Origin of the sequence: Thalassospira sp., assembly GCF_030690045.1 — a bacterium.
In the GTDB taxonomy this organism is placed as follows: Bacteria; Pseudomonadota; Alphaproteobacteria; order Rhodospirillales; family Thalassospiraceae; genus Thalassospira.
In genome coordinates, this window is record NZ_JAUYHK010000005.1 from 154,065 (window position 1) to 166,934 (window position 12,870).

Below are 12,870 nucleotides of genomic sequence, written 5' to 3' on the forward strand. Positions count from 1 at the left end.
ATGAAACGCAGCCTTGAAAACATCTATCGTCTGGGGGTCAAGGAACTGTTCAGCCTGCGTTATGACGTGGTGTTGCTGATCCTGATTGTCTGGTCCTTTTCCTTTTCGATCTGGTCGGCGGCGACCGGCATGTCGCATGATCTGAACAATGCGGCAATCGCCATTGTCGATGAAGACCGCTCGCAATTGTCATCGCGCATCACCGATGCGTTTCTGCCGCCCTATTTCAATAGCCCGGCTAGGATTGCCTTTGCCGATATTGATCCGGGTATGGATGGCGGGGAATATACCTTTGTTGTGGTGATCCCCTCAAACTTCGAGGCCGATATTCTGGCTGGTAACAAACCCGATATTCAGGTCAATATCGACGCCACTGCCATGATGCAGGCCGGGATTGGCGCCACCTATATCAGCAGCATTCTGGCACAGGAAATCAGCCTTCTGGTTTCCCCAGATCCGGCGGCGCAAACCGACCCGATTGATCTGAATATCCGTTATGCCTTCAATCCCAATGTGACCAGTTCCTGGTTCACCAGCGTCATGCAGATCATCAACAATGTCACCATGTTGTCGATTGTGCTGACCGGGGCCGCCCTGATCCGCGAACGCGAACATGGCACGATTGAACATTTGCTGGTGATGCCGCTCGGCCCGTTTGAAATCATGATGGCCAAGGTCTGGGCCAACGGATTGGTGATTCTGGTTGCCTGCGCATTTTCGCTGTTGCTGGTGGTGGAACTGATGTTGCGGGTGCCTATTGCCGGGTCGGAAATGCTGTTTTTCGCCGGAACCGCGCTTTATCTGTTTTTCGCCACCGCCCTTGGCATTTTCCTTGCGACACTCGCACGTTCCATGCCGCAATTTGGCTTGCTGTTCATGCTCGTGATCCTGCCGATGCAATTGCTTTCCGGCAGCAACACCCCGCTTGAAAGCCAGCCACAATTACTGCAAACCATCATGCAGGCGGTGCCCTCCACCCATTATGTCAGCTATGCCCAGGCGATCCTTTATCGCGGGGCGGGGATTGATATTGTCTGGCCGCAATTTGCCCTGGTGGCCGGAATTGGCGGCCTGTTCTTCATTTTCGCCGCCCTGCGGTTCCGGCAAAGTATTTCGGTGTTGCGATCCTGAACGAAGATGCCGGTATCGACAGCCAATAATTATCCGTGGCGCAGCTTGAAAAACAGGATGGTGGCGGCAAGGATGAAGGTCAGACCATTGGCAATGATCACCGGCCAGTCGCCCATCATCAACCCATAGACAAACCACAGCGCAATGCCGGTACACAGCACCAGAAACATGCCCAGCGAAATATCAGCGGTGGATCGGGTGCGCCAAGTGCGGATGACCTGCGGTAAAAAGGCGATGGTGGTCAGCGATCCGGCCAGAAGCCCCAGAACGGTTTCAAATGTCATCGCCCAATCCTTCCCCATGCCGAGTAGCATCAACCACACCTGATTTGAATGCATTCAACATAGAATTTGACGACAGGCAAGCGGGAAAAAATCATGCCCGCCTGGCGGCAAAAGCAATTGCGAAAAACGTCGTAAAAACAGGATCACAGCCCGGAAACACAAAACCCCGCCGGAGACCGGACGGGGTGGGGATGGTGGGCCTAACAAGACTCGAACTTGTGACCTCTCGCATGTCAAGCGAACGCTCTAACCAACTGAGCTATAGGCCCCCGGTATTGTATCAAGATTGTGCTAAAAGATGGTGGGCCTAACAAGACTCGAACTTGTGACCTCTCGCATGTCAAGCGAACGCTCTAACCAACTGAGCTATAGGCCCTTTTATCCATCTTTTATATGCGCTCAGACACCGGAAACAGACTATGCTGTTTCAACCATCCAAGGCGCAGCGGTATTTAGCCCAAGCCTTGCAGCGGCGCAACCCCCCAATTGGCTTTTTGCCAAAAAATCTTCATGACAGGGCGACGTGCCTGCAACAGATTGCTATGATGTGTCCTTCCGGGAAGAAGCAGCACCAAGAAAACCATATGAACAATTTGCCCAGCACCCTTTCTGCCCGCGGCCCGGCAACCGTTATTTTGCCAAGGCAGCAAACCCTGCCGGTGATTTTTGCATCCCCGCATTCGGGGCGCAATTACCCCGATGACATGATATCGCGTGCACGCATTGATGCCTTCATGCTGCGCGCCTCCGAGGATGCCTTTGTCGATCAGTTGTTTGCCGCCGCCCCGCGGCTGGGTGCCCCCCTGTTATGTGCTAATTTCCCTAGGGCTTATGTCGATGTCAATCGCGGCGCGATGGAACTTGACCCGCGCATGTTCGAGGGCCGCCTGCCCGATGATGCCGATATTCATTCGATGCGCGCCCTGTCGGGGTTGGGTTCGATCCCCCGTGTGGTGTCTGGCGGGGTGGAAATCTACAAGGGGTTGCTGCCAGTCGATGAGGCGCTGGCGCGGATCGAAAAATGTTATTATCCCTACCACCAGGCGCTACAGCATCTGATTGACACGACCCGTCGGCAGTTTGGCTATTGCATTCTGATTGATTGCCATTCGATGCCCGGGGATTCAACCAACAGCCTGAAAAATCGCGTTGATCTTGTTCTGGGCGATTGTTATGGAAGATCGTGCCATCCGGCGTTGACCCGTTTTGCCGACGACTTTCTGCGCCAGACCGGCTATGACCCGTCCCATAACGATCCTTATGCCGGGGGATATTGTACCCGGCATTACGGACAACCGGACCAAAAGGTCCACAGCCTGCAAATTGAACTGAACCGAACCCTTTATATGGACGAAAGCACCATCACGCCCCATGACGGTTTTGACGTTTTGCGCGGCCAGATGAGCGATCTGATCGCCCATTTTCATGACCTTGACGGGAACTTTTTCCGATGACCCTGCAAACCGACCCGCAATTAGCCAATCTGGTCATCCGCGAGGCCCGGCCCGAAGATTTCGCCCGCATTGCCGAAATTTACGGCCATCATGTTTTGCATGGCCTTGCCTCGTTCGAGGAACGCGCCCCGGAAATCGCCGAACTGACGGCACGCTGGCAACATGTCCGCGAACGCGGCCTGCCCTATCTGGTGGCCGAAATGGATGGCCGGGTCGAAGGATTTGCCTATGCCGGGGCCTATCGCCCGCGCCCGGCCTATCGATTTACCGTCGAAGACACGATCTATATCGCGCCCGACATCGTCGGCAAGGGGGCCGGTCGCGCCCTGCTATCGGAACTGATCACGCGCTGCACCGGCCTCGGATACCGGCAAATGGTGGCCGTAATTGGGGATTCCGCCAATGTCGCCTCGATCGGCCTGCATGCGCGCCTTGGATTTCGGGTGGCAGGCACATTGCAATCGGCGGGGTTCAAGCTGGGCCGCTGGGTCGATAGCGTGATCATGCAGCGCGGTCTGGGCGATGGTGATGGCACCGATCCCCTCAAAGACCCGGTAACGACATCACTGGCGCGATAATGACCGCCGCCCTAGCTTTTCTGAAAAGCAAGATGAACACCGAGCCCGACCAGAACCGAACCACCAACACGTTTCATCAGGCGTTGTGCCGATCCTGAACGGCGCAACCGCATCAGTACCGCCCCGGCCAGCAAGACACAGACAATATCGGCCGACGAAAACATCAGGTTCACAATCACACCCAGAATGACGAACTGCATCCAGACCGGGAAAGCCGCCGAGGCATCAATGAATTGCGGCAGAAAGGCAACAAAGAAAATCGCCGTTTTCGGGTTGAGGATTTCGACGGCAATGCTTTCAAAAAAGGCGCGAAGCCCCGATTTCGGCCTGGTCCCGGCCAATACAATATCCGGCGAGACCTTGCTGCGAAACAGCGAAATGCCAAGCCAGATCAGATAGATCGCCCCCATCGCCTTGACGATTGTATATAAAATCGGAACGGCATGAAACAAGACGGACAACCCGGCAGCAGCAGCAAGCACATGCACATAACCGCCAAGATGAATGCCAAAAGATGCCATCAGACCGGACCATCGACCTCGCGCCACGGTCTGGGCAGCGGCATAGAGCATGGCTGGCCCCGGAATATAGGCAAAAATCACCGTTGTTGCCAAAAACGCCAGCAGTAATTCAGTCGATGGCATGGGATCCTCCTGTTGCGGCATCCGATAGGATCATATTACCGATACACAGGCAATCCTGACAGATCACCGCCGCCCCCGAACGACACCCCACCCTGGCGCACACCGCAGCGCACAATAACATCCTGAAGTTGAATCACCAGACAAAAAAAAGGCTGCCTGTGACAGCAGCCCAAGTCTAGGGAGGAAACGTCCAAGAAACGAGCGACAAGTCGCTCGCCGGAGTGTGCTGCGTCCTACCGCAGCGCACAAATGGACATTACCCATAAAATTTGTGCCTCGCAACAATTTTCTGACTGTTTTTTTATCATTTTATTTTATGATCATTTTTTAATCATAATTTCACGCAAATGACACTTTTTCAATCCGCCGATGCCACAAAATCCGGCAATTGACCCTGTGTCATCATCTGGTGGCACAACGGGAATCGGAAAAAATCCCCATCAAATAAGTGCGACTCTGAACCGGTTTTCCGCATTCAGGTCCTTTGAAATGATATTTTTTGATAAAAACACGCGGATTTGAACATAATTCAAGGCCAATTTGCACCCGATTCGCTCCGCCCGCCAAAAGAAAACCCCGGTCACCATCGGAAACCGGGGCTTTATCGATCATAAATGCGGGTTATCCCCAAAGGGCGCGGTCCGGTAGCCCCATAATACCCCGATCAAAGGACAGGCCATTTTCGCGGTCTTTGGCCATCCAGAGCGGACCATCCAGATCGACGATACGCGCACGGGCCGCCACCACCATTGCCGGGGCCATTGCCAATGACGTGCCAACCATGCAACCCACCATCAACTGCATACCCGCCTGCTCCGCCGCATCAGCCAGTTCCAGCGCCCCGGTCAGACCACCGGTCTTGTCGAGTTTGATATTGACCATGTCATATAACCGCGACAGGCGTGGAATATCGGCGAGGGTATGAACCGATTCATCGGCACATAACAAAACCGGGCAATCAAACCCCGCCAGACCGTCATCCTGCCCGGCGGGCAAGGGTTGTTCGATCATATCAACGCCCAGCGCATCCAGTTCCGCCCCGATATCGACCAGAAGGTCCAGCGACCACGCCTCGTTGGCATCGACGATCAGGCGGGCATTCGGTGCCCCTTCCCGCACGGCACGCACCGATTCCAGAACGTTTTCGCCATTGAGTTTGAGTTTCAGCAAGGGTGCGGATGCCGCCTTTTTCGCGGCCTCGCGCATGGCATCGGGCGTATCAAGGCCCAATGTTTCGGCGGTGATCAGGCCCTGGGGTGCAGGCACCCGGATCAGCTCCCACGCCCGTTTGCCATAACGTTTGGCCTCCAGATCCCAATACGCGCAATCAACCGCATTGCGGGCCGCACCGGCCTTCATGGCATTCTGCAATTCCTTGCGGGTCATGCCATGCGCCATTGCATCGGATATTGCCTGAATATCGGCAATCACACCGTCAACGGTTTCGTCATAGCGGGCATAGGGCACACATTCGCCGCGCCCGGTAAATTCGCCGTCCGACAGCATGACCACCACCACATGGGCCTCGGTCTTTGCCCCGCGTGAAATTTTAAACGCGGTGCGCAGGGGCCAGACTTCGGAGACGACCTGTAATTCGGGCACGTTAAATCTCCAACAGCTTGTCAACAATCGGGGCAACGCCGGTCCGAACCGGATCAACGCAAGGCAATCCGAATTCCGCGGCAACATCGGCCAAAAGCCGGGTCGCGGCGGCTTCGTCCAGCGCCTTGGTATTGATCGCAATCCCGACAACCTTGCAATCCGGATTGGTCAGGCGGGCATGAGTCAGGTTCAATTCCATCGTGGTTTTCAGATCGGGCACCTTATATCCCGGCAGACCGCGCATATGGGTGCGGGTCGGTTCGTGACAAATCACCAGCGCATCGGCCTGTGCCCCATGCAACAACCCCATCGACACCCCGGCAAAGGAGGCATGCGACAGGCTGCCCTGCCCTTCGATCACGTCCCAATGGTCCGGCTCATTGGCCGGGGCGATGGTTTCGACCGCACCGGAAATAAAATCCGAAATCACCGCATCAACCGAAATGCCTTCACCGGCAATGAAAATGCCGGTCTGGCCGGTGGCGCGGAAAGTCGCCTTTTGGCCGCGTTTTTTCAATTCGGCCTCAATCGCCAGCGTCGTATACATCTTGCCGACCGAACAATCGGTGCCAACCGCCAAAGCACGCTTGCCCGGACGTTTTTCGCCATTGCCAACCGGCAGGGTGCCGTCGAAATGGCGCACATCAAACATCGAACAGCCTTTTTCGCGCGCGCGTTCCACCAATTCTGGTATGGTTGTCAAACGGGTATGCAAACCGTTGGCGATATCCATTCCGGCATCAAGGGCAGCCAGCAGGGTTTCCATCCAGGCAGGGCCAATAATGCCGCCACGGTTGGCAACACCCAGAACCAGAGTCCGAACACCGGCCGCCTTGGCCTCGGCAATGGTCATATCGGGCAAACCAAGATCGGCCTGACAGCCGGTCAGACGTAATTGCCCTTTGCACCATTGCGGGCGCCAGTCCGCAATACCGATGGCGGTTTTGGCGGCCAGTTGATCGGGCGCATCGCCCAGAAACATCAGATAGGGATGATCGATTTTCATAATTACCTCCTTGACCAGCGTCCAGCCGCTGCCCTTATAATCTTTGACCGACTATAACGCGAAACGGATGTGACCCGCCAGATATTGTCTTTGGGCTTATTCTGCAAACAGCCCGGATATCAGCAGTAAATTCTGAAATATCAACCAAATATCGAATTTTTATCGAAAATTATCGCACACAAACCTCTTTTCTTGCGTATACATCCCGTAAAAACCGATAAAAACGCAAGAAACTGCAATCATTGAAGGACTGGCGTGAAAGCGCCCGACTAAATATGAGCACCGACCTTAATCAGTGGCTAACCGAACGCGGCATCGAAGAAGTCGAATGTATTGTGCCCGACATGTCCGGGGTGGCGCGGGGCAAGGTTTTGCCAACGGCAAAATTCCTGCGCGGCCTTGAAAATCAGAGCCTTGCCATCCCTGAAGCCATTTTCGCCCTGACCGTGACCGGCGGTTATCCCGAGGATACCGACGCCTTTCTTGATCCGGCTGAAAAAGATGTTTTGATGGTGCCTGACCCGGAAACCATCCGGGTTGTGCCGTGGTATGAAGAACCGACCGCCCAGATCATTTGCGACTGTTATCATTTTTCCGACGAACCGGTTTCGATTGCCCCACGCCATGTTCTCAAACGTGTTCTGCACGAATTTGAAAAACTGGGCATGAAGCCGGTAATCGCTCCGGAACTGGAATTTTATCTGGTCGCCAAAAACACCGATCCGGACAATCCGCTGGAACCGCCGATTGGCCGATCTGGTCGCCCGGAACGGGCATCGAACGCCTTTGGCATTGATGCGATTAACGAATTCGACCCGTTGATCGAGGATTTGTACGATTATTGCGAGGCGATGAATATCGACGCCGATACCATGAGCCACGAATCGGGCCCCGCCCAGCTTGAAATGAATTTCAATCATGGCGATGCCCTTGAACTGGCCGATCAGGCGTTTTTGTTCAAGCGAACCTTACGTGAAACCGCCCTGAAACATGGTGTTTATGGAACTTTCATGGCCAAGCCGGTCGGCAATCATCCCGGCAGTGCAATGCATATCCATCAAAGTCTTGTGGATTTGAATACCGGCCAGAATTTGTTTGCCAATGCCGATGGCTCCAATTCCAAGCTGTTTTTGAATTTCATCGGCGGCTTACAGCGATATCTGCCTGCGGCCATGCCGCTTTTGGCCCCGAACATGAACAGTTACCGCCGGTTACAGCCATGGTCGGATGCGCCGATCAATATGCACTGGGCGCTGGATAACCGCACCGTCGGCCTGCGTCAGCCCAATGGCCCGGCCAGTGCGCGCCGCATCGAAAACCGCATTCCCGGTGCCGATGCCAATCCCTATCTGGCCTTTGCCGCATCGCTGGCCTGCGGGCTTTTGGGGATCGAGGAAGAAATCGATCCCACCGCCCCGATTGAAGGATCGGGTTATGACCGGGCGCATTCCCTGCCCCGCCATATTCACGAGGCACTGGCGAAATTCAACCGCTGCAAACCGTTGAAAGACCTGTTGGGCGAGGAATTTTCCGCTGCTGTGCAGGCGGTAAAGGAAGCAGAATGGGATGCCTACCAGACCGTGATCAGCGCCTGGGAACGTGAACATTTGCTGCTGAATGTCTGATTGAAGTGTTGCGCCAGACATTTTATTCTGGCGCAACAATCTTCCATAAAACAAGGTTGCATCTTCACTTTATGCGAAAAACACCGATAATTCGCATCTTGTGTTTGACAAAAACCTGATGCATTTCAAGGATTGTAACCGGGAACTCTTCCCAAGTCCTTGGGGGGAAACGGAAACAAGATACGGTTTTTCAAACGCTGCCACATGGGAGGCACTGCGAAATGAAATTTCTCGCTAAAAGCACCAGCCTTGTTGCTTTGGCTGCGGCCTTGTCGGGCATGAGCCTGTCGGCATCGGCCCAGGAAGTCCTCAATATCTATAACTGGTCCGATTATATCGGCGAAGAAACTGTCGCCAATTTCGAGGCCGAATACGGTGTTAAGGTCAATTACGACGTTTATGACAGCAATCAGGTCGTCGAGGCCAAATTGCTGGCGGGCAATTCCGGCTACGATCTTGTCGTGCCGACCCTTGCCGATGCCAAACGCCTGATCGAAGGCGGTATTTTCCAGAAAATCGACAAATCGAAACTGGAAAATTACGGCAATCTTGATCCGGTCATCCTCAAACAAACCACCAAGGACGACCCAGAAAATGCCTATGCCGTTCCTTATCTTTGGGGCACCAACGGCTATGGCTATAACGTTGCCAAGGTTAAGGAACTTCTGGGCGATGATGCACCGGTCGATAGCTGGGCGCTGATTTTCGATCCGAAATATGCCGAACCGCTGTCGAAATGCGGCCTGACGCTGCTCGATGATCCGGGTGAAATCGTGCCGCTGGTCAATTTCTATCTGGGTAATGTTACCGACGGCGCACCAACCTCGGAAAGCATCGCAACGGCAATGGCCGAGCTTGAAAAAATCCGCCCGTTCATCACCTATTTCCACAGTTCGCAATACATCAACGATCTTGCCAACGGCAATGTCTGCGTGTCTGTCGGCTGGTCGGGCGATGTCGGGCAGGCATCCACCCGTGCGGCCGAGGCTGAAAACGGTGTCGAACTGGAATATGTCATCCCCAAGGAAGGCACCCTGATCTGGTTTGACATGATGATGATTCCGGCCGATGCCCCGAATCCGGATCTTGCGCATAAATTCATCGATTACATCCTGCGTGCCGATGTCGGTGCCGATCTGGTGAATTATGTCGAATATGCCGGTCCGAATCTGGCCGCAATGGACCTGATCAGTGACGAGATCAAAGAAAATCCGGGCATTTTTCCAAACCAGGAAGTCAAGGAACGCCTGCGTTCCAAGGTTGAACCCGGTCCGCGTGAACTGCGCGAACGCACCCGTTTGTGGACGCGCCTTAAAACCGGTCAGTAAAGCCTGAACGGTTTGGATCTTTCCGGCAAGGCGCGGTTTTTACCGCGCCTTGTTTTTGCCCGTGCCATGACTCGTCATCGCGATTTGGGTCGTTGCCGAAAAATATCCCCGAACCAGCCCCAATATCTGCCTATTTTCTGAACAGCGGCAGGACTGCTCCCCGGTTTTTCAGCACAAAAGATCATAATTTGTTCAAAATTTCGCACAGCCCTCTTTACAGATTGCGGAATTGCTTCATCCTGATAAGCAAATCAAATCAGGACAATATCGGTAACATCAGACGGGAGATGCTGGGTGTCACAGGGGGACAAACAACAGGCACAGGAATGTGTGCAAACAAGCCAGCCTTGGAATAATCCGGATGCCGTGCCTTTTATCCGGTTTGAACATGTCACCAAAAAATTCGGCGATTTTTTTGCCGTGGATGATGTGTCCCTTGATATTTATCGTCATGAACTGTTTGCCCTTCTCGGCGGGTCGGGCTGCGGCAAAACCACGCTTTTACGCATGCTGGCAGGGTTTGAAGAACCCAGCGATGGCAAGATTTATATCGATGGGGCCGATATGTCGGGCGTTCCGGCCTATGAACGCCCGACCAATATGATGTTTCAGTCCTATGCCCTGTTCCCGCATATGAGCGTCGAACAGAATGTCGCCTTTGGCCTGCATCAGGATGGCTTGCCAAAATCGGAAATTCGCGACCGCGTCGAAGAAATGCTCAATCTGGTGCAGATGGGCAAATTCGCCAAACGCAAACCCCATCAATTGTCCGGTGGCCAGAAACAGCGTGTCGCGCTGGCGCGATCGCTGGTGAAACAACCCAAGGTGCTGTTACTGGACGAACCGTTGGGTGCGCTGGATAAAAAGCTGCGCGAACAGACCCAGTTTGAACTGGTCAATATTCAGGAAAAGGTCGGCACCACCTTTGTCATGGTCACCCATGATCAGGAAGAAGCCATGACAATGGCCTCGCGCATTGCCGTGATGAATGAAGGTGTGATCAAACAGACCGGAACCCCGTTTGAGCTTTATGAATATCCCAACAGCCGCTTTACCGCCAATTTTGTCGGTCAGGTCAATCTGCTGGAAGGCATTCTGGTTGATGATAACGAAAAATATGCAATCATCCATTCCGAGGCCGCAGGCGGCGATATTTACATCGATCACGCCGTTTCGGGCCATGAAGGCATGACATTCTGGGTCGCCTTGCGCCCCGAACGGATCCGGCTTTCCGACAGCCAACCGGCGGAAACAAAATATAACTGCCTGCCCGGCAAGGTCGAGGAAATCGGCTATCTTGGGGGGCTGTCCACCTATCATGTCCGTCTGGACAGTGGCACCCGCATTAAAATCAGCGAACCGAATTCAACCCGGCATATCGAACCGCGCTATACGTGGGAAGATCGCGTCTGGGTCTCGTGGGAGGCCGGTGCAGCAACGGTTCTAAGCCAATGAGCGGAACAGCCCCAACCCCCAAACAACGGTTCGACCGCTGGATGGTGCGCAATGGCCGCTATCTGGTGATTGGTATTCCGTTTTTCTGGCTGATGCTGTTTTTTCTGGTGCCGTTTCTGATCGTCCTGAAAATCAGCTTTGCTACCGCCGAATATGCCCAACCGCCTTATAGCGCGCTGTTTCAATGGGTGGATCAGGGCATCAATATTGCCCTGAATTTCGGCAATTACCTGTTTTTGCTTAGTGACAGCCTGTATGTCACCGCCTATCTGAATTCGATCCGGATTGCCGCGATTTCAACCGTAATCACGCTTCTGATCGGCTATCCGATGGCCTATTACATCGCCCGCTCCAGCGGCACGGTGCGCAGTGTATTACTGATGTTGGTGATTTTGCCGTTCTGGACCAGTTTTTTGATCCGGGTTTATGCCTGGATCGGCATTCTGGACCGCGAAGGGCTGATCAATGCAGCCTTGCTGGGTCTGGGCATTATTTCCGAACCGCTGATCATGCGACAGACCGAATTTGCCGTCTATATCGGCATTGTTTACACCTATCTGCCTTTCATGATCCTGCCGCTTTATTCCACGCTGGAAAAAATGGATGGCAGTCTGGTTGAGGCCGCCCTTGATCTGGGTTGCCGCCCGTGGAAGGCCTTTGCCCGGGTGACGCTACCCCTCTCGTTGCCCGGTATTCTGGCGGGATCGCTTCTGGTTTTTATTCCGGCCGTTGGGGAATTTGTCATTCCGGAATTACTGGGTGGGCCCAATACCCTGATGATTGGTCGGACCCTGTGGGATGAATTTTTTGCCAATCGCGATTGGCCGATTGCCTCAAGTGTCGCAATTGCCATGCTGTTGTTTCTGGTCGTGCCAATCATGTGGTTCCAGAATCTTCAGGGATCGGAAAAGGGGGACGGGAAATGAATGGCAAACGCTCCACATTTCTGTTCAGCGCCTTGGTTTTCGGATTTGCTTTTTTGTATCTGCCGATCCTGCTGGTGATCATTTATTCGTTTAACGAAGGCAAACTGGTTACTGTCTGGGCCGGGTTTTCGTTTAAATGGTATGCCACGCTGTTTTCCAATCAGGGCATGATTGACGCCGCCTGGAACAGCCTGCGCATTGGCGTGTTATCGGCCACCTTGGCCCTTGCCATTGGCACGCCTGCGGGCCTTGTGATGGCGCGGTTCGGGCGTTTCAAGGGCCGCACCCTGCTGTCGGGCATGGTTGCCGCCCCATTGGTGATGCCCGAAGTCATTACCGGTCTGTCCCTGTTGTTGCTGTTTGTGACACTGGAACAACTGGTGGGCTGGCCCGCCGGGCGCGGCATGACAACCATTGTGATTGCCCATACGACATTCTGTTCCGCCTATGTCGCAGTGGTGGTGCAATCACGCCTGTCGGGGATGGATATTTCGGTTGAAGAAGCCGCCATGGATCTGGGCGCACGACCGGGCAAGATTTTCTTTGTCATTACCCTGCCGATGATCCTGCCTGCCCTTCTCGCCGGGTGGCTGTTATCCTTTACCCTGTCGCTTGATGATCTTGTGATTGCCAGTTTTGTGGCCGGGCCGGGATCAACCACCTTGCCAATGCGGGTGTTTTCATCGGTGCGGCTGGGCGTTTCGCCCGAAATCAATGCGCTGGCAACCCTGATCATTCTGGCGGTGACCATCATGATCGTGATCGCCAGCATTCTGATGGTCCGGTCTGACCGCCGCGCCCGGGCATCCCGCGCAACATCGGGCACATAAACAGACA

The 12,870-nt window shown here is 54.2% G+C and carries 13 protein-coding genes and 2 tRNA genes; 8 read left to right on the forward strand and 7 right to left on the reverse strand.

Translation table 11 applies throughout. The annotated features are described in order from the left end of the window. Positions 1 to 1,131, forward strand: coding sequence for an ABC transporter permease (locus tag Q8O73_RS03020; RefSeq protein WP_305554736.1), 1,131 nt, complete (start codon positions 1 to 3; stop codon positions 1,129 to 1,131). Between the two features lie 29 nt (positions 1,132 to 1,160). Here the strand turns inward: Q8O73_RS03020 and Q8O73_RS03025 are convergent, their stop codons facing one another. From Q8O73_RS03025 to Q8O73_RS03035, 3 genes are all read right to left on the reverse strand, one after another. Next, positions 1,161 to 1,415 (reverse strand): SemiSWEET transporter, encoded by a 255-nt coding sequence (locus tag Q8O73_RS03025; RefSeq protein WP_305554739.1) that lies wholly within the window; start codon positions 1,413 to 1,415, stop codon positions 1,161 to 1,163. A gap of 192 nt (positions 1,416 to 1,607) precedes the next feature. Next, positions 1,608 to 1,684 (reverse strand) — tRNA-Val (locus Q8O73_RS03030). A gap of 30 nt (positions 1,685 to 1,714) precedes the next feature. Next, positions 1,715 to 1,791, reverse strand: a tRNA-Val gene (locus Q8O73_RS03035). Positions 1,792 to 1,999: 208 nt separating this feature from the next. Between Q8O73_RS03035 and Q8O73_RS03040 the strand changes: the two genes are divergently transcribed. Together Q8O73_RS03040 and Q8O73_RS03045 are read left to right on the forward strand one after the other, a co-directional pair. After that, on the forward strand, positions 2,000 to 2,869 hold the full coding sequence (locus Q8O73_RS03040) for an N-formylglutamate amidohydrolase (protein ID WP_305554742.1): 870 nt from the start codon (positions 2,000 to 2,002) through the stop codon (positions 2,867 to 2,869). Beyond that, entirely contained in the window at positions 2,866 to 3,447 is a 582-nt protein-coding gene (locus Q8O73_RS03045) for a GNAT family N-acetyltransferase (RefSeq protein WP_305554745.1), read from the forward strand. Before Q8O73_RS03040 ends, Q8O73_RS03045 begins: the two co-directional genes overlap by 4 nt. An 11-nt stretch (positions 3,448 to 3,458) precedes the next feature. On the opposite strand, the gene Q8O73_RS03050 is transcribed toward Q8O73_RS03045, so the two are convergent. From Q8O73_RS03050 to dgcN, 4 genes are all read right to left on the reverse strand, one after another. Next, positions 3,459 to 4,091 carry a LysE family translocator gene (locus tag Q8O73_RS03050; protein WP_305554748.1) on the reverse strand — a complete coding sequence of 211 codons (633 nt, stop codon included), beginning with the start codon at positions 4,089 to 4,091 and terminating at the stop codon, positions 3,459 to 3,461. Between the two features lie 402 nt (positions 4,092 to 4,493). Then, positions 4,494 to 4,703: a hypothetical protein gene (locus tag Q8O73_RS03055; protein WP_305554751.1), complete on the reverse strand. Its 210-nt coding sequence runs from the start codon at positions 4,701 to 4,703 to the stop codon at positions 4,494 to 4,496. Positions 4,704 to 4,712: 9 nt separating this feature from the next. Next, positions 4,713 to 5,693: an N-acetyl-D-Glu racemase DgcA gene (dgcA, locus tag Q8O73_RS03060; RefSeq protein ID WP_305554753.1), complete on the reverse strand. Its 981-nt coding sequence runs from the start codon at positions 5,691 to 5,693 to the stop codon at positions 4,713 to 4,715. A gap of 1 nt (position 5,694) precedes the next feature. Further along, positions 5,695 to 6,699: an N-acetyltransferase DgcN gene (dgcN, locus tag Q8O73_RS03065; protein ID WP_305554755.1), complete on the reverse strand. Its 1,005-nt coding sequence runs from the start codon at positions 6,697 to 6,699 to the stop codon at positions 5,695 to 5,697. A gap of 275 nt (positions 6,700 to 6,974) precedes the next feature. On the opposite strand from dgcN, the gene Q8O73_RS03070 reads away from it, so the two are divergent. The 5 genes from Q8O73_RS03070 to Q8O73_RS03090 all read left to right on the forward strand — a co-directional run bounded on the left by Q8O73_RS03070 (position 6,975) and on the right by Q8O73_RS03090 (position 12,863). Further along, positions 6,975 to 8,324: a glutamine synthetase family protein gene (locus Q8O73_RS03070; RefSeq protein WP_305554760.1), complete on the forward strand. Its 1,350-nt coding sequence runs from the start codon at positions 6,975 to 6,977 to the stop codon at positions 8,322 to 8,324. A 221-nt stretch (positions 8,325 to 8,545) separates the two neighbouring features. Then, entirely contained in the window at positions 8,546 to 9,652 is a 1,107-nt protein-coding gene (locus Q8O73_RS03075) for a polyamine ABC transporter substrate-binding protein (RefSeq protein ID WP_305554763.1), read from the forward strand. A gap of 294 nt (positions 9,653 to 9,946) precedes the next feature. Further along, positions 9,947 to 11,107, forward strand: a complete 1,161-nt coding sequence (locus tag Q8O73_RS03080; protein ID WP_371135032.1) for an ABC transporter ATP-binding protein — start codon at positions 9,947 to 9,949, stop codon at positions 11,105 to 11,107. Beyond that, entirely contained in the window at positions 11,104 to 12,033 is a 930-nt protein-coding gene (locus Q8O73_RS03085) for an ABC transporter permease subunit (protein ID WP_305554766.1), read from the forward strand. Before Q8O73_RS03080 ends, Q8O73_RS03085 begins: the two co-directional genes overlap by 4 nt. Then, positions 12,030 to 12,863 (forward strand): ABC transporter permease subunit, encoded by an 834-nt coding sequence (locus tag Q8O73_RS03090; protein WP_305554769.1) that lies wholly within the window; start codon positions 12,030 to 12,032, stop codon positions 12,861 to 12,863. The genes Q8O73_RS03085 and Q8O73_RS03090 overlap by 4 nt, the downstream gene beginning before the upstream one ends. Positions 12,864 to 12,870: the final 7 nt, after the last annotated feature.